The organism is Caballeronia eucalypticola, from assembly GCF_047608185.1.
GTDB lineage: Bacteria > Pseudomonadota > Gammaproteobacteria > Burkholderiales > Burkholderiaceae > Caballeronia.
The window spans coordinates 1-22,447 of sequence record NZ_JBLKRU010000063.1 but is presented as its reverse complement, the minus strand read 5'-3'; the positions used below and the strand labels follow the sequence as shown (position 1 = coordinate 22,447).

Sequence of the window (22,447 nt, the reverse complement as noted above, 5' to 3'; positions counted from 1 at the left end):
AAAATGAGCCGCATAGGTAACGTATCAAGAATTTACGGCGCCACAATATTCCGCGCTTGATTTTGTTCAACTGCGTTCTTCTATTTTCCTTTGCCCATCATGACCGATAGAGGAATCTCATTGCGTGCCATTAGGCTTGCGATCGCCTCGTCCCAGTTTGTCGAAATATGATGCTCGACAGCGGCTTCCGCAACCGACACATCGGTGGTTCTGATTGCCTCGGCAAGATCTCGATGTTGTTGGGGCAAATTTGCCCAGTCGCGAGCCGCAGCGCCCATCAAACGCATTGAAATGCGCAACTCGACTGCTAGTCCATCATAGATATCAATAAGGAGATTGTTACGAGCAGAATTGACGATAAGCTTATGGAAACGCAGATCTGCCTCCGCTTCGCCCTCTAAATCCTGTCGTAGAACACAGTCCTCAATCTCGCTGGTAATGTCGAGCAAGCTATCCACTATTGCCTCGACATCCGTGCGTTTCACCACAGCCCTGACAGCATGACGCTCAACCGCGACGCGAACGTCAATTAGATCGATAAATTCTCCGACTGTCATCTCTCTGACGAGAAACCCCAAGTTGGGCTTCGAGACCAGAAGTCTCTCTCGTTCGAGCTGACGGGCGGCTTCCCTGACATGGGGACGATTAATCGACAGCTCTCGTGCCATTTGCGCTTCGAATATGCGATCTCCAGGTGCCAGAACTCCTGTTGAAATCTTTTCCCGCAACGCTTCCGCTGCGATCGTCACCGGGTCCACGACTGGAGAACGTTCGTCAATACTGATTTCACTCATTTTTTCACTTTGACCGTCTACGTTACGCGTTGCCTCCTAGACAGTTTACGCGCGGGACCAGTAGACGCAATCAGTTTGTGATTTTTGTTTTCACTGAATTTATTATGTTGACACACTCACTAAAGTGTTTACACTTTAGTGAGATGCTGACGTGGCATTGAATGATCTCACGATGACGTGTCGGGCATGCGCAGCGTCCCTAAAATTCCAGGCGATCTGCACCGCCAGACCCGCCGGCGTATCTCTAAAGGAACTGCAGATGACACAAGCGAATTCTATCGCCGAGATGGACAAAAACTGGATCCATCCACTTTCAAACTGGGGCGAGCATGAGCAAAAGGGTGCGTCGCGTACACTTGAAAGCGCAAAAGGCGTCTGGTTCAAAACCGCTGACGGCAGCGATCTTTTTGACGCCTTTGCCGGCCTGTGGTGCGTGAACATCGGTTATGGTCATGACTCGGTTGCTGACGTTGCCGCCGCGCAGATGCGTAAGCTGCCCTATGCGCCAGCCTATTTCGGCCAGACGATGGAACCGGGGGCGCGGCTTGCAGCAGCACTTGCAGAACGCGCGCCCGGAGATTGCACGCATATCTATTTTGTGCCCGGCGGCGGTTCCGATGCCGTCGATACTGCAGTGAGGTTCGTCCACTACCATAACAACGCTTTGGGCCTTACTGAAAAGAAGCATTTTATCGCCCTGGACCGCGGTTATCACGGCGTCTCGACAACATCGTCGGGCCTGACCGCCATGGCCCTTTTCCACAAGAACTTCGACGTCCCTACACCGCTTCAACATCATATTCCGACGCCATCTCCCTACCGCCACCCCAACGGGCACGATAGCGCGGCGGTCATTGAAACGACCGTCCAGGCTCTCCGCGACAAGGTCGCTGAACTGGGCGCCGACAAGGTTGCAGCGTTCATCTGCGAACCCATCCAGGCCTCCGGCGGCGTGCATGTGCCGCCCGTCGGTTTTCTGAAAGCCATTCGAGAGGCCTGCCGTGAGTTGGGCATTCTGTTCATCGTCGACGAAGTCATCACGGGCTTCGGTCGCACCGGTCCACTGTTCGCAAGCTCTGCGGAAGATGTCGATCCAGACTTCATGACCGTGGCGAAGGGGCTGACGTCCGGCTACTCGCCGATGGGAGCGGTCTTTGTATCGGACAAGGTTTTCCGCCGCATCTCTGAAGCGACGCCAAACGGAACGCCCGTCGGCCACGGCCACACCTATGCGGGTCACTCGGTTTCGGCGGCCGTTGGCCTGGAGGTCTTGCGCATTTTCGAAGAAGAAGGCGTTCTCGCTAACGGACAAGATGTCGGGCCTTATTTCCTGGAGAAGCTCAACGAACTGCATGACCTCCCCTTGGTGGGTGATGTCAGGGGCAGGGGCCTTCTGGCAGCTGTTGAATTGGTTGCCGACAAGACAACCAAGCAGCAGATCGACCTTAACCTCAAAGTCGCCGAGCGTATCCTCAAGGCTGCGGAACGTCACAAGATCCTGTTCCGCGCCTATCCAGAAGGCGTCATCGCACTGGCACCCGCGCTTTGCATCACGAAAGCGGAAATCGATATTCTGGTCGAACGCGTCCGCGCCGTGATCAACGAGGTTACAGCGGAAATCACCGATCTGCTTTGATCTACCACTTTGATGAACGTGGCCATTTGAATGGCCACGTTCATGGCGATAAATTAGCGCGCAACGAACGACCCATCGTCTCCCAGCTTCGCGCGCTTTCTCACACGGAAAGGGTCATTGAAAATCCTTTGATTCTCAATACGTTGGAATTCACGCAAAGTGGGTGCTGGGAAATGGCACTTACGGTGCGGTAAATTGTCGGAGCGCATTGATGCACTCATGATTGCTTCACTCACCACAGGTCCCCTTCGCAGGCAGGAGCTTTCGAGTTAAGGCGGTACATTTGCGATCGATATGACGCTTCGGAGATCCGGCAGCGATTTTAACTCCCGAAGAGAAGACCGGAATGCTATGCGCACTCGAACGCGATCGAGCGTCGGCCTCGGAACACCACTCGATCCGCGGGTTTGTGCGCGATCGAAACGTCTGGAAACTTTCTGCCTCCTATTTTTGTTGCGTATGGACATTTATGCGTTGGCATTTTGGGTGCCGGCCCTTATCCGAAGCACCGGTGTCTCTGATCCACTTGAGATCGGCTCCCTCACTGCTATCTCAAATCTGGTAGCGGTTGTGGCGATTGTCTTTCGGGTGCGTCCGCTGACCGAAGCCGAAAACGGAGAGGCTATTTCATGAGCAGAGAACATGAGTGCAACGGCGTTAATCGATGACCATTAGCACACGCTCGAATCGATGGTAGCAGGCACTTTTAAGTGGGCGTTGGTGATTTTTATAACCGATCAGCCGGCACTATAGATTTTTATCTTTGGGAATTAGAGGCATGACTGACTACAAAATGTACATCAATGGCGCCTGGGTGGACTCAGTTGAAGGCGCGCGGTTCGAGACCACCAATCCGTTCACAGGTGCCGTATGGGCCACGTTGCCGCGGGGCAACGCAGAGGATGGTGCCATTGCAGTAGCGGCAGCTGACAAGGCGTTTAGAACGCCAGCGTGGCGGGGATTAACTGCAAGCGCTCGAGGCAGTTTGCTCCGAAAGCTTGGAGACTTGATTGCGCGCGATGCGGAACGTTTAGCGCGTATTGAAGTGACCGACAATGGCAAATTGCTCGCAGAAATGCTCGGCCAACTGCGTTACATCCCGCAGTATTTCTACTACTTTGGTGGCTTGGCAGACAAGATCGAGGGAGCCGTCATTCCCATCGACAAAAAGGACACGTTTAATTTTACCCGCCATGAACCCCTTGGTGTCTGCGTCGCAATTACCGCGTGGAATTCGCCGCTTCTGTTGCTTGCGAACAAGCTCGCCCCCGGGCTCGCCGCCGGGAACACATTTGTCATTAAACCGTCTGAATACGCATCGGCCTCGACACTCGAGTTTGTTAAGCTCTTTGAAGAAGCCGGATTTCCGCCAGGGGTCGTCAACGTTGTCACGGGCTTCGGGAACGAGATCGGTGAGGCTCTCGTAAGGAATAAGACGGTAAGAAAAGTAGCATTTACTGGAAGTGAGAGTGGAGGACGCCGGATTTACGAAACTGCTGCGCGGGGCCTTAAGCGCGTAACATTGGAGCTTGGTGGAAAATCCCCAAACATCGTCTTCGACGACGCCAACCTTGACAACGCTGTTAAGGGCGTTGTGTCCGGAATCTACGCCGCGACGGGTCAAACATGTGTGGCTGGTTCCCGATTGCTTGTACAGCGGAACATTTATGATGACTTTGTGCAACGGGTGGTGGCCTTCTCAAGCCAAGCAAAGCTTGGCAATCCGATGGACGCTAATACCCAAGTCGGTCCAGTAGCGACCGAGCCCCAATTCAAAAAAATTCTTGAATATATAGATATCGCAAAGCAGGAAGGTGCCCGGTGCGTAATGGGCGGAGGCGCATCTAAACGCCCGGAATGCGGCAACGGCATGTTTGTCGAACCAACAATCTTTACGAATGTCACAAATGACATGCGTATTGCGCGAGAAGAGGTTTTTGGGCCCGTATTGGCCTGCATACCTTTTGACGATGAAGAGGACGCGATCCGTATCGCTAACGACAGCCCATATGGACTGGCTGCAGGGGTTTGGACGTCAAGTATGCGCCGCAGCTTGGTAATGTCAGAACGGTTGGAAGCAGGGAACGTGTGGATCAACATGTATCGGACTCTCAGCTATATGAGTCCCTTCGGCGGCCATAAAAATTCAGGCCTCGGTCATGAGAACGGTATCGACGCAATCTACGAATACTTGCAGACCAAAAGTGTATGGATTAGCACGTCGGTTGAAACACCGAACCCATTCGTACTCGGTTAACGAACCATGAAGGAGTTATGGTCGAAAGTGGTGTTCGGGTGAGGCAGGAATTTGAAGGCGGTGGCGGTTTAGCTGAGAATGTTGCTTGTCTAGAGTAACAACCAGCCAAACCGGGATCCACACCGCTGAAGAAGGTTACAGAAGAAACGAGCGCGGGTAAATCGGAAGCACGGCCCAGCGGCCTTGACGATTTGATTCAGCAAGGCGCGCGGCGGATCATCCAGCAAGCTATTGAGGTGGAGTTGACGACATTGCTCGAACGCTACGATAACGTGAAGACGCTCGACGGGAGGCGGGCCGTGATTCGCAATGGCTACCTTCCTGAGCGCGAGGTTGTCACGGCGATTGGCCCAATTACAGTGAAGGTGCCGAAGGTTCGCGATCGCTCGGGTTCGGGCGTGAAGTTCAATTCGAACATCGTGCCGCCCTATGTTCGGAAGTCACCCCGCGTGTCGGCGGCGTTGCCCTGGCTGTATCTACGTGGCGTCTCGACCGGCGACATGGGCGAGGCGCTGAGCGTGCTGCTGGGCGAAGAGGCCAAAGGTCTTTCGCCCAACGTGGTCAGCCGTCTGAAGGCTCAGTGGGCCGACGAGCACGCCCTGTGGAATCAGCGTGATCTATCAAACTCCCGCTGGGTCTATTGGTGGGCCGATGGCATCCACACGGGGCTGCGCAGCGACGATTCGGACGGCCAGTGCTTGTTGGTCATCATCGGCGTGAAGCCGGACGGAACGAAAGAGCGCGTGGCGATCGGCGATGGTTTCCGCGAGTCGAAGGATGCCTGGTGCGAGCTCTTGCTGGATCTGAAGGCACGAGGCCTACAAAGCGGTCCACTGCTCGCGGCCGGCGATGGAGCAATGGGGCTGTGGGCAGCATTGGCCGAAGTGTTCCCAAAAACTCGACGCCAGCGCTGCTGGTTTCACAAGACTGGAAATGTACTCAACGCTTTGCCCAAATCGCAGCATGGTCGGGCCAAAGCTGGCCTGCAGGAGATCTGGCAAGCCGCCACACGCGAAGAAGCACTCGTGGCCTTCAACCGCTTTATTGACGCTTATGCGGCCCGGTATCCGAAAGCGACGGAGAAACTCACAAACGACAGCGATGAGTTGCTTGCCTTCTATGACTTTCCTGCCGAACACTGGCAGCACTTGCGAACAACCAATCCCATTGAGTCGATCTTCGCCACAGTTCGGCATCGAACAACTCGCACGCGCAATTGCGTTTCGCGTCCGACCTTCCTTGGCCTCGCATTCAAGCTGATTGAGTCGGCGGAAAAATCGTGGCGGCGCATTCGTGCGCCCGAAAAAGTCGCCTCACTGCTCGAAGGCGTTCCTTTCAAAGACGGACTACCGGTGACCGACAGCACACCGGCTCAGCAACCGCTTGCCGCCTGATCAGACCGAACTTTCCAAACACCACATTTGACTTTATCTCACCATGAAGCGCGGGCAAGCTTTGCTGATTCCTATATATGCTCGTGCGCGCTGGGGTTTTTCAAGGGATTAATCGCCCGGCGGTCGCGATATAAACGCGAACAGTCGCGCCGCTTCTGGAGCCAGTAAAGTAGAGTTACTTGCCCCGACCCACAGAGTTCGCGAGGACCAAGGGTCAGACAAACCGACTAGTCGAAGGCCGGCCGCTACCAATTCTTGCCGCACTGCAGCGCGAGGCAGAATTCCGATCCCCAATCCAGCTTCGATCATTCGGCAAATTCCGTCGAAGCTGGTAACCTGAATCCGCAACTTGAGGGGCCGCTCCGCGGCGAAAGCCGCGTCGGTCATGCGTGCTAACAGGGAACTCCCCGCATTCAGGCCCACATACTCCTCGTCAAGGGTCTCAGCAAATTGGATAGATTCCCGGCCCGCAAACTTGTGCATTCGAGGCACCAGCAAGACAAGCTCATCCTTCCGATAAAGGCGCCGCTCGATTCCGAGAGCCGGGACGTTATCAGCAAACACGCCGAGATCGGCTTTTCCGGATCTCACCGCTTCTACAATCTCGCCGCTTAGGCGCTCTTCAAGACTGACCTTAATGCCTTGGTTCTCATCTAAGAATCGCGCGAGGTCAGCAGGCAGGAATTGAACGATAGCAGACGTATTGGCCCAGATGCGCACGTGGCCACGCACGCCGATAGCGTAATCGCTTATCTCGCTTGCCATACTATTGACCTGATCGAGCACCTTGCTGGCATGATCCAGCAGACCGCGTCCTGCGGCCGTTAACTCCACGCCTCTGGACCGCCGGATCAGCAAGGCGCAATCCGTCACGCTCTCAAGTTCAGCGATGCGCTTGCTGATCGCCGATAGGGTCAGCTGCCCGTGTTCAGCTGCTTTCGTCAGACTTCCGTATTCCGCGACAAGCAAAAAGACCCGCAACGAATGCAAGTCGAAGTGAGTAGGATTGACCATGAAAGATTCCGGCGGTGAAGACTGATCACGTCTTATTAAGTGGCTGCATGTGGCGGTGAGATGCAGCCGATCCTTTCGCTACTTCTATACCGGTAGCAATCTCAGCAACACAAAACCAACACACGCTTATGCGAGCGGACACCCAGTTCCAAATGCGCCCTCAGCGCCGCCTGATAGCATGTCGAAGCAATCACAGCAAACAGTAGCCAAAAAAAATGTCTCATTTCGTTAGCCAAAGTAACGGTAGAAATACTTATGATTATTAGTCGTCCAAGTACGTGATCGAGGCGGGTCTCGACCCGCGTCGTTTAGCCTGTTTTTCTGGTAGTCGCCTCCTGCTTCAATAACGCGTCCACCAGCTTCTTCCCGTCCTTTGTGTTGTGGTCCGACGCAATCCTTTCTGCGTCGAGGGATCGTCCATCTTTGATAGCATCGATCAGCGGCGAATGATCGGCAACGTAGTTATCCAAGGTTAAAAAATGACTCACCATTTTCTGATAAAGCCGTATCTGATGGGCTATTAGTCCATAGTGTGTCTCCAGCCTGGAATGCCCGGTGAGACGCGCAATGAGCATATGTAGTTCAAAGTCCGCTGCAACGGCTCGGCGTTTGTCGCCGCCTTTGACTGCACGGACGACATCGTTGAACGCCTTGTCTAGTGCAAGTGCCGCTGTCGTGGTAATTGATTCCGCCAAAAGTCGAGCGGCAAAGCTTTCCAATGTATTCCTGAGCGTGTAGAGTTCCGCAGCGTCGCTCGCACTGAGCGACGGTACAGCATATCCCTTGACGGTTCTTGCGTGACAAGGCCTTCATGCATAAGTTGTCGAAGCGTTAACCGCAAAGTTCCACGACTAAGTCCCGTTGAAGCAGCGAGAAATTCCTCGGTAAGACGTTCGCCTGGCTCAAATTCGCCGGACATAATGGCTTCTCTCAGCTTGTCAGCAGCCTGGAGGTCCAGACTGCGTCGAACAACCTCGATATTCGCGCTCGGCTTAGACTTCACGACCTTTTGCGGTTTACTTGCCGGCATCTTTTCGCTTCCGATGTTTGCTTTAATTTATTCGTACACCGCGACTTCGACGAGGTTTCCATCCGGGTCCCTGAAGTACACGGACTGCATTTTTCCGCGGGCACCTTGTTGTAAGCAAGGGCCATCTTCGATCTCGACGCCGCTGCGCGCCAGGGCTTCAACGATGTCTTCCATCCTTGTGTCACTGATGAAGCAAAAGTCCGCGGAACCCGGCAACGTTATATCCGCGTGAGGTTCATATTCGTTGCGGTATGGATGCAAATTAATCTTTTGTGTCCCGAAATGCAGCGCATGGCAGCCTTCATCAAAGATGAAATGTTTCATGCCAAGAACTTCTTGGTAAAACTTGATAGTTCGGCCTACATCGCGCACGGTGAGTACAAAGTGGTCGACACTGACAATTTTCATCGTGCAATTCTCCAATAATGGAAATAAACGCAAAGGAAGAGCGCGCACGTCAATCCGTTTCCGACTTGCGGGCGCGCTCTGGCAATACCTTTCTGCATGCCATCTCGTCATGCTCCTTGAGAACCGAGCTGTACGTCGGTGCGAGCATGTGGCAAAAGTTATCTCCGGGTTCGTTACTGCTCAATATTGAGCGCGACTCGGGGGATAGCTGCAAAGCAACTCCTCTTCGAAATGTAGGTGGGCAATGTCTCGGTGTCAAATGCTAGCAATTAGACAATTTGTTCTTTCCCTTGTACGCAGCGCCTCCGTGCTCGTGGCTCACCCAGGGCTCCGCATTGCGTTGTGCGCTATAAGCCTTGCGCTGTAAATCTCAAAGCAGTGAAGCCCCGTAAGGCTGTGGGGCGCGCTCGAGAGGCTGCGATAGAGAGCACGGGAGTGCGCGCAGACCGCATGTGGAACGGTTTGGCCCAATGAAAACATCGCGTACGGAACGCGTTAGCGGAAATAGCATCAACAATTCCTCAAGCACCCTTTCCTGTTTGGAAAATCAAACAATGTTGAGGTTGAACGGTTAAACGTTCGTCAGCCGCCGGGCGATATCCAGATGCGAGCGCCCGCCGGCAAACCGATCATTGTGGAACCCGCTGAAGATTGTGGTGAAGCACGGTCTCATCTGGAACGCGTTCGATTCTGATCGACGACTTGCCGTGCTGGATCTGGATTGCTTAACCGATCCCGAAGCAACGGATCCTTGGTCGCCGACACGACACCGCTCAGTTGTAGTCAGTTCGCTTACACCGCTCGCGTGCTCCGTTTAGGTTCCTCTCAAACCCACGACAGTCCCACCGTGATGCAGCTTTCCCGATTGGAAAGGGTAATGGAAAAACGATCGATTCCCACCGACGCTCCCTCGTCCCAGAATAACCACACCATTCGTTCCACCGGAGAAGATGTAATGGCAAAGCCCCTCGACGGCGTGCGAGTTCTCGAAATGGGTCAGCTTATCGCGGGCCCTTTTGCGAGCAAGATACTTGCCGAATTTGGCGCCCATGTAATTAAGATTGAGCCACCAGTTGTAGGTGACCCTCTAAGGAAATGGCGACTTCTTCACGACGGAACCTCCGTCTGGTGGGCGGCGCAGTCGCGTAACAAGAACTCTGTCACGCTGGACCTTCGATCGCCAGAGGGCGCGGACGTCGTCCGACGCATCGTTGGCGAGACAGACGTTCTTATTGAAAACTTCCGTCCGGGTACGCTCGAAAAATGGGGCCTCGGTTGGGAGGAACTGCACGAATTAAACCCTCGGTTAATCATGTTGCGGGTTTCGGGATACGGCCAAACCGGTCCTTATCGCGATAGGCCGGGATTTGGCGTTGTTGCGGAAGCGATGGGCGGGTTGCGGCATTTGAGCGGCGAACCAGGTCGAACGCCCGTGCGCGTAGGCGTCTCGATTGGCGACTCCTTGTCGGCGCTCCATGGCGTGATTGGAATTCTACTTGCGCTCAGGCACAGAGACCAGAACGGCGGCGACGGGCAAATGATCGATGTCGCTCTCTACGAGTCAGTGTTCAACATGATGGAAAGCTTGCTACCGGAATACTCAGCATTCGGTGCTATCCGGCAAGCAGCGGGCAGTAGCCTCCCAGGCATTGCTCCGACCAACGCTTACAAGTGTGCAGATGGGAAATATGCACTTATCGCAGGTAACGGCGATAGTATTTTTCGTCGACTGATGCAGCTTATAGACCGCCCAGACCTCGGAACGGATCCTGATCTCGCGCAAAACGATGGTCGTGTAAAAAACGTCGAAAGACTCGATGCTGCTATTGGTCAGTGGACAGCTATAAGAAACCTGGACCAAGTCCTGTTAGCACTGAATGAAGCGGGCATCCCGTCGGGCAAAATTTACGACGCTGCAGATATCGCTGTTGATCCGCATTACCGAGCGAGAGACATGATTCTTGAGTCGGAGCTACCTGATGGAACTCCTGTTCAACTCCCCGGTATCGTGCCAAAGCTTAGCGCTACGCCCGGCACGGTGGAGAGCCGAGCCCCTGTTCTAGGTCAACATACCGACGAGGTTTTGGAAAGAATTGGTATTGACGCTGCTACGCGCAGCGCCTGGCGTGAACGCGGAATTATCTGAGCATAACGATGACGGAGTAGAAACGATACAACGATCGTCGGGCGGCTGTATGTCGCCTTCGAATTAGGTGATAGGAGCTGGAAGCTGTCACTGGGTGATGGGGTGCGCGCGCCGAGCCGGTGTACGGTGGCGGCCGGCGACACGACAGCGGTCCTGATGGCGATCGCCAAGGCCAAGGCGCGCTGCCACCTGGCCGTTGATTCCCTGGTTCGCAGTTGCTATGAGGCCGGCCGGGACGGCTTCTGGTTGCACCGCTGGCTGAGTGGACAAGGGATTGCGAACCTCGTGGTGGATCCGGCCAGTATCGAAGTGAACCGGCGGGCGCGCCGCGCGAAGACGGATCGGCTCGACAGCGACAAGCTGCTGTCAATGCTGATGCGCTACTACGGAGGTGAGCGGCGGGTGTGGGCGATCGCACGCATCCCGACACCCGAGCAGGAAGATGAGCGGCGCGTGCATCGGGAACTCGGGCGTCTGCGGCAGGAGCGCACCGCCCACAGCAACCGGATCCGTTCGCTGCTGGTGTTGCACAATTTGCGGGTCGAACGCATCGGTGGGCGCGCATGGGCGCGCTGGTGGGCTCAGCAGGCCGGGCAGCTGTTGCCAGGTTTACGCGCCGAGATTGAACGCGAGTTCGAGCGGCTGTCGCTTGTCGCCGGACAGATCAGGACGCTTGAGACGCTGCAGGACCATCAGGTCCGCAGCGGTGCGCAACCCGCGATCGCGGTGCTGTCGCGGCTTGCGGATATCGGTACCGGAAGTGCGTGGACCCTGATCAAGGAACTGTTCGGCTGGCGGCAGTTTCACAACCGCCGGGAAGTCGCCGGCTGCCTGGGCCTGGCGCCCACGCCTTACTCGAGCGGCACCAGTGAAGTCGAGCAGGGTATCATCAAGGCCGGCAACAAACGGGCGCGATGGCTGATGGTCGAACTCGCGTGGAGCTGGCTGCGCTTCCAGCCGGGCAGCCAGCTGAGCCAGTGGTTCAACGAGCGCTTCGCGGGAGGCGGCAAGCGCATGCGACGCATCGGCATAGTGGCGCTTGCGCGCCGTCTGTCGATCGCCTTGTGGCGCTATCTGGAACAGGGTGAGATTCCGCGCGGGGCAACACTCAAGCCACCCGGCGGCAACACGGTTGCGAGCTGAGCGGCGAATATCGATCGACGACTGGGCTTGAAGGTCAGCGCGCCCGGACAGTAGTAGGGTTGCCCGGCGGGTAATCGTAGTTCTAGATGGGGCGCGTCGGTAACGGAGTGGTTCCAGCGCTGTGCGCATGTGGTATGAGGTGACCGGCCTGGCGCCGGCACGGATAGAAGTTAGTCCGGGGGCGGTTGCCCGGACATCAAACACTCCGACCTAAGTCGTGTTGACGTTTGGTTTTATAAGAAGGATTCCGAATATCAATCAGACACCCTTTCTCGTGCAAGTTGTCCACCGCCGGGCCAGCGTCGTGGTTGTGACAGGCGACCCCGCTGGTCGGCCGTGGACAACCTGCAGCACCCTTAAAGGAGATAACTGACATACGGAAAACAGATCACCGAGGGCTTGACTTTCAATGCCCCATAGAAGCTTACTACTGTGGGCCAGAGTCGGTGCGGGTGGCTGAGCCTTTAGTTGATCCGGCTATCGAGGGTGTCCCCCAGATCGCCACAGGGCCATATGTCGACTCCGCTGGGGAATGTCAGTTTGTTGTGGGGCTGCATCGTAAGATGGGTTGCTTAAGGCTCTTCGCAGTTATTGAAGAATTGGGATACGTGAAACGATTGATCTATTGCCGACAACTGAAGCTAAATGAGCGCGAGCCTATTTTGCCCAAATAAGTAGCCCGAACCTTCGGGTCATCCAGCATGGTCTTCGCGTCGCCCGACATGGTGACCAGACCCGAATCCATTACTTACCCTCGATTGGCCACCTGCAACGCCAGCCGCGCGTCTTGCTCAACCAGCAGCACCGTCGGCCCTTCGCCCGAAATCTCGCGCACCACCTCAAAGATCTTCTCGACCATGATTGACGAGAGACCCATCGACGGTTCGTCGAACAGCAGCAACTTCGCCCGCGATTACAGCGCACGCGCCATCGCCAGCATCTGCTGCTCACCGCCCGACAACGTGCCCGCATGCTAGAACGCCCGCTCTTTCAACCGCGGAAAGACGCCGAACATGCGGTCAGTGTCTTTAACGACACGGTGTTCGCGAGCGTATTTATCGTTTCCGACGCTAGTGTGACCTAAGGTCTGATAAAAACGCCTTCGACCTTGCATGCTGTGGAGCACTAAAGAACTCCTCTGGGGAATTCTCTTCGAGGATAGCCCCCTTGTCCATGAACCAGACGCGATCGCTCACTTCACGTGCGAATCCCATTTCGTGCGTCACGCAAACCATGGTCATCCCGTCTCGGGCAAGCGATTTCATAACATTCAAGACTTCGCCGACCATTTCCGGGTCCAACGCGCTGGTCGGCTCATCAAAAAGCATCACTGGCGGGTTCATCGCGAGCGCTCGCGCGATCGCGACTCGTTGCTGCTGTCCGCCAGACAACTGTTGCGGGTACGCTGCTGCTTTGTGCGCCAAGCCAACGCGATCGAGCAACGCGATAGCTTGCTCTCTGGCTTCGACTTTGTGCTTTCCCGACACCCGAATTGGCGCGAGGCAGACGTTATCGGTTACCGACAGATGAGGAAAGAGATTAAACGACTGAAAGACGAAGCCAACTTTACTGCGGAATTCGTTGATGTGTACGCCGGGAGCATGAATATCCTGGCCATTCACATGGATGCTGCCTGATTTGATTTCTTCCAGCCGATTGACTGTACGAATTAGCGTAGATTTTCCCGAGCCAGAGGGGCCGCAAACGACCACAACTTCGCCGTTCTTCACTTCCGCGGTAACGTCCGTGAGGGCGTGATATTCGCCGTACCATTTATTAACTTTCGAGAATCGAATCATTTTCAATGCTCCTTTGCCACGTGACCTTCGGCGAACGCTTGCGCGTGACGTTGCGTTCCAGTTGCTTTGCGCACTGTGTGAGCACGAAGCACACAACAAAATAGATGATTGCCAAGATAAGAAACACAGGGAATGGGCGCGTCAACAAGTGGTTATTGACCTGGTTTGCCGCAAACGTGAGTTCTTGTACGCTGATAACGTAGCCGATAGATGTCTCTTTGATGATTGAGACGAACTGACTTATGATGCTCGGCACCATGTTGTAAAGCGCCTGAGGCAAGATAATCCAGAAATTCATTTTCCAATACCCCAGTCCCAGCGCGCGCGAAGCTTCGATCTGCCCGTTCGGAAGTGCCTGAATGCCGGCACGAACAACCTCGGAAAGATAGGCCGACTCATAGATGACCAACGTGCATATAAGTGTCGTGAAGGCCGTCACGCTGTGTCCGACCAGGATGGGTACGAGAAAGTATCCCCAGAAGACGAACATTACGAGGGGGACGCCACGCACGACGTACACCAGGGCGGTTGAAACTCGGTACAAGAACTTTATTGGCGAGGTCCTGCACAGCGCGATTCCAATACTTATCGGAAACGACAATGCAAGTCCCATCACAGAAAGGATGAGCGTTAGAGTAAGCCCTCCGAGCGGGCCGTTAGGGTATTGACCTACGAGAAGAAGCAACCAATTGTCTTGAAGGATTTCGAACATGTCTTACCTCGCTTGGTTCTGGATACGCTTCCCAACCAAGGCTCCCAATCCCATCAGGCTGAGTGACACAGCGAGATAGAAGGCCGTCGCAACAGCGTAGGCTTCAAAGGTCCTGAACGTCTCGTTTTCTATTTCACGCACGACATAAGTCATCTCAGCCGCGCCAATGGTCATCGCCAAGCTTGTGTCCTTGAACATCATGACAGTGTGATTCACAAACGACGGCAGCGCGTTCCTGATAGCCTGAGGGAGAGTCACAAAGCGCAGAGTCGCGAGGAAGCTCAGGCCCAACGACCTTGACGCCTCCTGCTGGCCGTGGTGAACGGACCGCAGGCCACTACGGATGTCTTCCGAAAAGAACGCTGACATACACAGACCGATCGCAATCGACGCATAAATCAACTCGCCGTTGTGGGCGTTAGCCCAAGACTGAGCTGCAGCAGGAAGAAGTGTCGGCACCCCGAAGTACCAGAGCAAAATCTGTACAAGCATTGGGACGTTTTGGTGATAGGAGACGAATGCAGCAACCACTTTGTCCGCCACGGCCCCTGAGGCGCGAAGAATCGCCAACACGGTTCCTAGTCCGATGGCAAGCAACCAGCTTGCCGCTGTCAACTCGAAGGCGGTAATCGCCCCGGACAGCAACAGATGTGCAAAGGGTCCGGCAAATATCGCGCCGAAATCGAGATGCTCCAACATGCTTCACTCCTTGCGTCGATACACGTCAGCCAATTGGTCAGCGAGGAATGGTTCCGGTGACGAAGTCCCGCTTCATCTTGTAGGGTGACGCGGCGCCGAGCCATTTATCGAAGATCTGCTGCGTCTTCCCGGAGGCCTCCATCTTTAGGAGCGCATTGTTGACGGCTTCGGCAAGCTTAGGTTCGTCCTTCTTCATTCCGAGTCCCCAGTATTCGCGTGCAACCGGCGGGGACAGGATGGTAATGGTGTTCGCATTCTCGCCAAGCCTGTCGATGAATCGGTGCATGATGGTCTCCGACATGGCGTACCCGTCGACCTTCTTCTGGGCCAGCGCCATGAACGCAGCAGGCGCGTCGTCATAAGCCACAACCTGTGCGGTCGGCAGCGCGCTTTGCACGTCTGCAATATCGCTCGAACCTTTGACGGTACTTATGCGCTTACCTGCCAGGTCATTGAGCGTCTTTGCGGCTCCAGCCGATGTAGCGATTACTTCGTTGCTGACAAAGTAGGTGTCCGAGAAGGCAATTTGTTGTGCGCGCTGCGGGTTATATGTAAGGGTTGCGGTGAGAACATCCACACGCCCCTGCGTAAGCTCGGGAATCCGCGCTTCGAGCGATATCGCTTTCAGCTCAGGTTTTACGCCTAACTCCTTGGCCACGCCTTCGCAAAAATCAACGTCATATCCGACTATTTCGCGAGTCTTGGGGTCTTGGAAGCCAAAAGGTGCTGCGTTGCTAACAATGCCGCAAATAAGCGTGCCGCGGGCCTTGATGTCAGCAAGCTGGTCGGCATTTGCTACTCCTGCGCCAGTCACGGTAAGGACCACGGCCACGCCCGTACATGTCATGAGACGGTTCATCTGGATATCTCCGAAAGTGTATGAATCAAGTCAGCGCAGCGCTTCCTAGGGTTTTCTCTTATAGAAGACTGGCTCTCTGGAAATCATTCTTTCATGCAAAAAAATTGTTAAAAAGCGATATTTTTATATGTATTTCCATCGCTTTTTATCAAGCGTTGCACACCCGCATTGCACGCCCTTTAACAGCGTTCTCATGCGATAGCGGGGCAGCGTCAAGGCTCACTGGCCGAAGCTGCTCGGTATTGGATACCTGCCGTGGATATTTCTCACATCCAACACCTGCGAGAAAAGGAAGTAACGTTCCGCCACGCACTGGCCGACTCGAAACTGCATTCATTCTGGTTGTCATAGGTCCGTGACCTACTCGTTAACTGTTAGACGTCTTGCCTGCGCCGGTACGCTTCAACGTCTCACCTCGACCAGCATTGATGAGTTAACTTTCGAAGGCGAATTAAAGCGATGGAAATTCATCGAAAAAAATCGCTTTCCGTCCGACCTATTGAAGCTTATCGTGACTCTGCGCATTCGTGAGGGCGGCTCGCGAACAACCAACACAGAGGGTACGCAGTGGAGGACGCCGACAGGCGACTGTTCAGCGATGCGCTGATGCGCGTGGTCAAAGAAAAGTTTCACCACGTTGATTCTGACTTCGGGGCGGAAGCGGCTCTACTTTGACAGCTCTCTCAAGTTGGCGAGCGTAGGTTGTTTTCCTGGATAACACATACTTACCCGTATTAAATAAATCTATTGACTGAGATTGAGAAGGTCCGGTCTTGGCATGTGGCAAGGCTCCTCTTTAGTGTGCACGGTGCCTCCCTTTCTAAATGGGAACCCCTCCTTTCGATCCAAGTCGCGATGACTCAGGAAATGACGATGGGACCGGGCGAATTTGCGCTCGTAGTCAGAAACCGGAACATCATTTGGACCGGCCTAAAAACTGAAGTTTGAGGATGAGAGATGATTGGTTTTCAAATCAAGAGCCGGCAACGCTGTGTGAGTCCGGAACTGACAGAGCAATTCAGGTCGATACCTGTGGCTAACGTTAGCGACGTAATGTCGCGACTTACGGCGGCCGGCGCTTCGCTGCGTCCAATGCACGACGGAACCGCGATGGCAGGGCCCGCTCTCACAGTGAAGTGTCGTCCCGGCGATAATCTGATGGTTCATAAAGCGCTGGAGTGCGCAATGCGGGGAGACGTCATTGTCGTTGATGCCGGAGGTGACCTGACCAACGCGATTATCGGCGAACTGATGACGGCATACGCTGCAAAGAAGGGCGTGGCTGGCATCGTCATCAATGGTGCTATCCGCGATAGTGACACTCTGCGCAAGGGCAGTCTGCCGATTTTCGCCGCAGGCGTCACGCACCGGGGACCCTATAAGGATGGTCCGGGCGAAATCAACGTGACAGTCGCCATTGGCGGCATGTGCATTGAACCCGGCGACCTGGTCATCGGCGATGCCGACGGCCTTCTTTGTGTGCCGTTCCATCTGGCGGAGGAGGTCTACGAGGCGGCGAGCGCAAAGCATCTCGCGGAAAAAACGACGATTACTGAAATCTCGGAAGGACGGCTTGATACCCGTTGGATTGACCTGCGCTTGCGTTCGCTGGGTTGCGCAGGCGTGTAGTACTGTTGCGGAAAATGTTCGCGTGCTCAAAGGTTTCGGAAACACGAGCTTCTTGTAAAAAAGCACTCTTCGCAGGCATTTATGGGTCAAAAAAAACTTCACGTTGTCTTTCTAGATAGAGAGACTATTTCGCCTCAAACAACGCTGAGGTCATTCCAGTTCGATCATTCAATTGAAGTGTTCGATCGAACATCTCCCCAAGAGATTGCTAGCCGTATTGCTCATGCAGATATTGTCATCACGAATAAGGCAAAGCTCAGTGCCGAGGCGATCGCCGGCGCCAAGAAGCTGCGGATGATCGCAATAGCGGCAACGGGCACGGATGTTGTTGACCTGGCAGTTTCTTCCGCACGAAATATTCTGGTGAGCAACATCAGGAACTACGCAGAGAATACTGTACCGGAGCATACGTTTGCCTTGATATTTGCATTGCGGCGAAGCCTCGTCGCGTACGCGAACGCAGTCAGGAGCGGCAGGTGGCAGGAGTCGGGTCAGTTCTGCTTCTTTGACTACCCAATCCGGGATTTGAAGGGGTCCACCATCGGTATCATCGGGGATGGCGTGCTGGGGAGAGCGGTCAACGCCATGGCGGGCGCTTTGGGGCTTAACGTACTGTTCGCTGCCCACAAAGGCCGAAGCGACATGGGGCCGCTCTACACGCAATTCGAAGACGTCCTGCGACACAGCGACATCATCACGTTGCATTGCCCGCTTGTCCCGGCGACTCGCAATATGATTGCCGCACCAGAATTTGACCTCATGCAAAGAAAGCCGCTAATCATTAACACTGCGCGTGGTGGTCTGGTCGATGAGCGTGCGCTCGTGCTCGCGTTGCGAGAGGGCAAAATCTCCGGGGCGGGTTTCGACGTAACGGTTCAAGAGCCTCCCCCAGAAGACCATCCTTTCATGGAACTCCGTGACGCCCCGAACTTTATCCTGACGCCTCATGTTGCGTGGGCGAGCGACGAAGCCGTGCAATCATTGACGGACCAACTCGTGGACAACATCGAAGCGTTCGTAAGCGGTCAGCCTCGAAACGTGGTCGCGTAGCGCTCCCGTTGAATCCTCCAGTCTGGGCTTGTGCACAAACTTGTGTCGCAGGCCTTTGTCACTTCCCGACATGGGGAACGGACGTAACGCTCGCGTAGGGGGCGCCGTGCCCTTGGCAACTCGTCCTTCAATTCTTGTTTCGCCGGACACTTTCCAGTTTGGCCATATCGAACATTACGACGACTCTATGTTGGGCGAGCTCATCGTCCACGCCAACCCGCGTGAGAAAGCCCACGAGCGCATGAAGTTTGCGTCGGCCGGAACGGTAATCGATCAAGGGCAGATTCGTCTGTACTACTCCCGGTATTTCCTTTGCAACGAGTTGTTGCATGCACGCGGAGGGGAGTGAGATTATACCGGGGCGAGGGACGGTCAGGCCAAGCTGCGCAATCAGGTTGCTGCTGGAAAGCACTTTACGAATGTGAACGCCTTGGTCTTGCAGAAAGCGCCCGTACACCATCCCAGTCCGGAGGCGTTAGCTTGGGCGAGCAACAGAAACTGAGAGATTTCCGCGAGCGGAATGGGCATACCTTGGGGTACCAGGTTTGGCACGCACATCCAAGAGTTTTGGACCGGAGCCTTTCCTTTCGAAATAGCTGGCTGGCTTGCATTCAACTTGCTCGCTGCTGCTTCGTAGGGACCGAGCTCGACTCTTCAGAAGAGCGGCCCCAACTGCTTGAATGTAGGCATCACTTTGCAATTTATGAATAAAAGCGATGCAATAAGATAAGAAAAAATCGCTTTTTCTCAGTTATTTTTGCGTCTATCGTTGCTCTATCAGGTGGCCGGTATGGGCTAAGAGCTGGAGACGGAGCGACGTTGTCGGCCGTCAAGCGAGCCAATGCCCACACCCGCAGCGCAATTGCGTTCGGCGCTCGGAGTTGCTGCAACCATATCTGTGTATCAGAAGAGCGCGCAGCGGAACTAGCGGCGGGGCAACCCGAACAGCAATGGCTAGGCGCTGCACGCAGCCGTAAATCCCGGTGACTGACTCTCATCGCAACCAAACAGACTTCAAAATGGACTTTCTTTCCGACCGCATCAATCGAATCAAACCATCGCCCAGCATTGCGGCCAAAGCACTTGTTGATAAGCTGCGGGCGGAAGGTCGAGATATCGTCGACTTCACCATTGGTGAGCCTGACCTTGGCACACCGTCCCACGTCATCGAAGCAGCTGTAACGGCATTGCGCGATGGCGATACCAAATACACAAGTTCGAGCGGTACCCCGCAGCTGCGTAATGCGATTGCCGAGAAGCTTGCCCGCGATAACGGGTTGGACTACTCGGCCGAGAATGTCGTGGTAGGCACCGGTGGAAAGCACATTATCTTTCATGCTTTGGCCGTTACGCTGAACCGTGGGGATGAAGTCGTCATCCACGCACCTTTTTGGGTTTCGTACCCCGACATCGTGATGGTGAATGAGGGGGTTCCGGTCATCGTCACAGGAGAGGAACGCGACGGCTTCAAACTTTCTCCTCAGGCGCTGGAGGCAGCAATCACACCGCGCACAAAGTGGCTCATCCTGAATTCCCCCAATAACCCTACAGGTGCGGTGTACACAGCCGAAGAATTCGTGGCAATCGGCGAAGTACTCGAGCGGCACCCGCACGTATGGTTGATGTCCGACGAGATCTACGAGCATTTCGTGTACGGTGGCGCCCAACACATATCACCGGTGCAAGCGATCCGTGGCATCAAGGACCGCTGTTTGGTGGTCAACGGCGCGTCGAAGGGTTACTGCATGACAGGATTTCGCATCGGTTTTGGCGCGGGTCCCGCCCCCCTTGTCAAGGCGATTACCAAGCTGATTACTCAGACCACTACGTGTCCTAGCTCTGTCAGTCAGGCTGCCGCGGTTGCGGCGTTCTCCGGGAGCCAGGATGCACCCCGCCACGCTGGGAAAATCTTTGAAGCGCGCGGACAACTGATGGCGGAACTGCTCGGCGAAGCGAGAGGGATGGCTGTACAGCCTCCGCGTGGAGCGTTCTATCTGTTCCTCTCGGTCGCGGGTCTGTTGGGAAAGAAAACACCGGCGGGTTCAGTACTTCAGACTGACCTTGACGTCGTTCGCTACTTCTCCGAGGAAGCCGGAGTCGCGACGCTCGACGGTACCGCATACGGAGTCGCACCATACCTGAGGTTGTCTTTTGCGACCTCCGAAGATGCGATTCGGGAAGGCTGCCGCCGCATCGTCCAGGCGTGTGCAGCTCTAAAGTAGGCTTCTTGGCTCAACTTCGGAAGGGCAGCAAGGCCGAGGTGCTGAACCGTGCCTCAGCTCAAACCGGCAGTACCTCCAGTTCGCGGGGTGTGAACTTTCGCCGTTAAGGAGCCAAACCGGTTTCGGCATCGCGGAGAAAAGCCATTGGACCGGCAAGAAGCCACCAGACTATCGAAATAAACGGTGCTCACCTGACGCGAGAACATCACAAAGTCCTCTTCCGCGAGCGATGCGAACCGCGCGCGGAACTGCAGGCCATAGCGTGCTCTCAGGGCATTGCCACCACGAGGCGATCTTCAGCGACCAGAAGCAACTGAATCGTTCCCCCGAGTTCACCCTCCCGTCTCGTGAAGGCCATGTCCTCCCGGGCCCTCAGGCGATCGTAGCGCCCGACGTTGGCCTGCGGCTCGACCGTCAGTGCGGATGGCCCGCGGTGTCTGGAGCGGCGGCGCCTCAGAATTTATGCCGGATCCCGACACGCACCGTGCTCTGGCGGTCACTTGCCGATGGCGTCAAGACATTGATGGCTGCTACAGCGGTCGCGCCTGTGGAGTCTGTACCTGAAGCTTGGCGGTCTCAAGTCGAAGTGCAACAACTGGTCTAATGTTTAGATGACGTTGCGAGATCCGCTGCTTTTAGTGTCGCGGCAAATACCTCGAAGGGTGAATGAAACGCATGCGTAGCACGAGGGCGGTTGTTCAAGCTGTCTGCAATGACGTCGAGGTCGGCCTGACTATGGACGGAAAGGTCGGTGCCTTTGGGCAAGTACTCGCGCAACAGGCCGTTGGTATTTTCACAAGTTCCTCGCTGCCACGGGCTGTGTGGATCGCAAAAATAGACATTCACGCCTGTTTGAGCGGCAAGTTCTTGATGCCGTGAGAGTTCACGCCCCTGGTCGTAAGTGAAGCTGTGACGCAAGTGCTCGGGGATCGAGTTGAGCTTGGCGGAGAAGCCAGCCAGTGCAGATTCGGCTGTGGCATCGTCCATCTTAGCCAGCAGCACTAGACGGCTGGTTCTCTCCACCAACACGCCCACTGAAGAGCGATTGCCTTCGCCTTTAATGAAGTCGCCCTCCCAGTGCCCGGGCATCACGCGATCCTCTATTTCAGGTGGGCGCACGTGAATGCTGACCATATTTGGAATTTGCCAGCGGCGATCACTACCCCGTGTCCGCGACATACGGGCGCGATGAGCACGACGCAAACAAGCAATGAGTTGACGCCGTAGTTCGCCGCCTGGGTGGGCGTAGATAGTGGTGTAAATCGTTTCGTGCGAGACCTGCAAAGTCGGATCGTTTGGGAACATACGCTTGAGGACTCCAGAGATTTGCTGAGGCGACCAACGCCACTCCAGCAGCGTGAGGACGACCCTCCAGCAAGCGCTGTGAGGCCCGAGTTTGGGCGCGACCGCACTGTTGGATCGTCGGGCCGAACTGAGTGCGTGCGCCGCTGCTGGGACATAACCAAGCACAGAACTATTGCGCCTGAGTTCGCGGCTAAGGGTAGAGGCCGAGCGCCCGAGTATTCGGGCCATGGCCCGAATACTAGAACCCCGTTGACGTAGGCTCGCAATCTCCAAACGTTCCTCAGCTTGCAACTGCTCGTACTGATTTGCTTTATGCATTACAACACCTTATACGCTTTGGTGTTGCGCTT

The 22,447-nt window shown here is 55.2% G+C and carries 18 protein-coding genes and 2 pseudogenes; 9 read left to right on the top strand and 11 right to left on the bottom strand.

What is annotated here, in order from left to right; translation table 11 throughout:
• Positions 1-80: 80 nt before the first annotated feature.
• Positions 81-794: a GntR family transcriptional regulator gene (locus tag ACMX25_RS36965; protein WP_414954822.1), complete on the bottom strand. Its 714-nt coding sequence runs from the start codon at positions 792-794 to the stop codon at positions 81-83.
• Between the two features lie 259 nt (positions 795-1,053).
• On the opposite strand from ACMX25_RS36965, the gene ACMX25_RS36960 reads away from it, so the two are divergent.
• The 3 genes from ACMX25_RS36960 to ACMX25_RS36950 all read left to right on the top strand — a co-directional run bounded on the left by ACMX25_RS36960 (position 1,054) and on the right by ACMX25_RS36950 (position 6,081).
• A complete protein-coding gene (locus ACMX25_RS36960) occupies positions 1,054-2,430 on the top strand; it encodes an aminotransferase class III-fold pyridoxal phosphate-dependent enzyme (RefSeq protein WP_414954821.1) in 1,377 nt (458 codons plus the stop codon).
• Positions 2,431-3,208: 778 nt separating this feature from the next.
• Complete coding sequence (locus tag ACMX25_RS36955) at positions 3,209-4,687, top strand: aldehyde dehydrogenase (protein WP_414954820.1); 1,479 nt, start codon at positions 3,209-3,211, stop codon at positions 4,685-4,687.
• 125 nt (positions 4,688-4,812) lie between these two features.
• Positions 4,813-6,081 (top strand): IS256 family transposase, encoded by a 1,269-nt coding sequence (locus ACMX25_RS36950; protein ID WP_414954837.1) that lies wholly within the window; start codon positions 4,813-4,815, stop codon positions 6,079-6,081.
• Positions 6,082-6,189: 108 nt separating this feature from the next.
• Here ACMX25_RS36950 and ACMX25_RS36945 read toward each other — a convergent pair whose 3' ends face one another.
• The 4 genes and pseudogenes from ACMX25_RS36945 to ACMX25_RS36930 form a co-directional block, all read right to left on the bottom strand.
• A complete protein-coding gene (locus ACMX25_RS36945; RefSeq protein WP_414954819.1) occupies positions 6,190-7,095 on the bottom strand; it encodes a LysR family transcriptional regulator in 906 nt (301 codons plus the stop codon).
• Between the two features lie 308 nt (positions 7,096-7,403).
• Positions 7,404-7,826 (bottom strand): annotated as a pseudogene (locus ACMX25_RS36940) (FCD domain-containing protein); the annotation flags it as partial.
• Positions 7,751-8,125: a GntR family transcriptional regulator gene (locus ACMX25_RS36935; RefSeq protein ID WP_414954818.1), complete on the bottom strand. Its 375-nt coding sequence runs from the start codon at positions 8,123-8,125 to the stop codon at positions 7,751-7,753. The pseudogene ACMX25_RS36940 and the gene ACMX25_RS36935, both read right to left, overlap by 76 nt.
• A 27-nt stretch (positions 8,126-8,152) precedes the next feature.
• On the bottom strand, positions 8,153-8,533 hold the full coding sequence (locus tag ACMX25_RS36930) for a VOC family protein (protein ID WP_414954817.1): 381 nt from the start codon (positions 8,531-8,533) through the stop codon (positions 8,153-8,155).
• A 955-nt stretch (positions 8,534-9,488) separates the two neighbouring features.
• On the opposite strand from ACMX25_RS36930, the gene ACMX25_RS36925 reads away from it, so the two are divergent.
• Both ACMX25_RS36925 and ACMX25_RS36920 read left to right on the top strand, forming a co-directional pair.
• Positions 9,489-10,679 carry a CaiB/BaiF CoA transferase family protein gene (locus ACMX25_RS36925; RefSeq protein ID WP_414954836.1) on the top strand — a complete coding sequence of 397 codons (1,191 nt, stop codon included), beginning with the start codon at positions 9,489-9,491 and terminating at the stop codon, positions 10,677-10,679.
• Between the two features lie 33 nt (positions 10,680-10,712).
• Positions 10,713-11,822 (top strand): IS110 family RNA-guided transposase, encoded by a 1,110-nt coding sequence (locus ACMX25_RS36920; RefSeq protein WP_462686305.1) that lies wholly within the window; start codon positions 10,713-10,715, stop codon positions 11,820-11,822.
• Positions 11,823-12,444: 622 nt separating this feature from the next.
• Here the strand turns inward: ACMX25_RS36920 and ACMX25_RS36915 are convergent.
• The 5 genes and pseudogenes from ACMX25_RS36915 to ACMX25_RS36895 form a co-directional block, all read right to left on the bottom strand.
• Positions 12,445-12,852: pseudogene (locus ACMX25_RS36915) on the bottom strand (ATP-binding cassette domain-containing protein); the annotation flags it as partial.
• Positions 12,853-12,892: 40 nt separating this feature from the next.
• A complete protein-coding gene (locus tag ACMX25_RS36910; protein WP_414954815.1) occupies positions 12,893-13,621 on the bottom strand; it encodes an amino acid ABC transporter ATP-binding protein in 729 nt (242 codons plus the stop codon).
• Complete coding sequence (locus ACMX25_RS36905; RefSeq protein WP_414954814.1) at positions 13,599-14,333, bottom strand: amino acid ABC transporter permease; 735 nt, start codon at positions 14,331-14,333, stop codon at positions 13,599-13,601. The genes ACMX25_RS36910 and ACMX25_RS36905 overlap by 23 nt, the downstream gene beginning before the upstream one ends.
• A 3-nt stretch (positions 14,334-14,336) precedes the next feature.
• Positions 14,337-15,032 carry an amino acid ABC transporter permease gene (locus ACMX25_RS36900; RefSeq protein WP_414954813.1) on the bottom strand — a complete coding sequence of 232 codons (696 nt, stop codon included), beginning with the start codon at positions 15,030-15,032 and terminating at the stop codon, positions 14,337-14,339.
• Positions 15,033-15,069: 37 nt separating this feature from the next.
• Positions 15,070-15,864, bottom strand: coding sequence for an ABC transporter substrate-binding protein (locus ACMX25_RS36895; protein ID WP_414954812.1), 795 nt, complete (start codon positions 15,862-15,864; stop codon positions 15,070-15,072).
• A gap of 984 nt (positions 15,865-16,848) precedes the next feature.
• Here ACMX25_RS36895 and ACMX25_RS36890 point away from each other — a divergent pair.
• The 4 genes from ACMX25_RS36890 (at position 16,849) to ACMX25_RS36875 (ending at position 20,792) form a co-directional block, all read left to right on the top strand.
• On the top strand, positions 16,849-17,520 hold the full coding sequence (locus tag ACMX25_RS36890; RefSeq protein ID WP_414954811.1) for an RraA family protein: 672 nt from the start codon (positions 16,849-16,851) through the stop codon (positions 17,518-17,520).
• A gap of 81 nt (positions 17,521-17,601) precedes the next feature.
• The gene (locus ACMX25_RS36885) at positions 17,602-18,570 is read left to right on the top strand and encodes a D-2-hydroxyacid dehydrogenase (protein WP_414954810.1); all 969 of its coding nucleotides are present in this window, start codon (positions 17,602-17,604) and stop codon (positions 18,568-18,570) included.
• A gap of 106 nt (positions 18,571-18,676) precedes the next feature.
• Positions 18,677-18,919 (top strand): hypothetical protein, encoded by a 243-nt coding sequence (locus ACMX25_RS36880; RefSeq protein ID WP_414954809.1) that lies wholly within the window; start codon positions 18,677-18,679, stop codon positions 18,917-18,919.
• Positions 18,920-19,589: 670 nt separating this feature from the next.
• Positions 19,590-20,792 (top strand): pyridoxal phosphate-dependent aminotransferase, encoded by a 1,203-nt coding sequence (locus tag ACMX25_RS36875; protein WP_414954808.1) that lies wholly within the window; start codon positions 19,590-19,592, stop codon positions 20,790-20,792.
• Positions 20,793-21,392: 600 nt separating this feature from the next.
• On the opposite strand, the gene ACMX25_RS36870 is transcribed toward ACMX25_RS36875, so the two are convergent.
• The gene (locus tag ACMX25_RS36870) at positions 21,393-22,415 is read right to left on the bottom strand and encodes an IS30 family transposase (RefSeq protein ID WP_414948293.1); all 1,023 of its coding nucleotides are present in this window, start codon (positions 22,413-22,415) and stop codon (positions 21,393-21,395) included.
• Between the last annotated feature and the right edge of the window lie 32 nt (positions 22,416-22,447).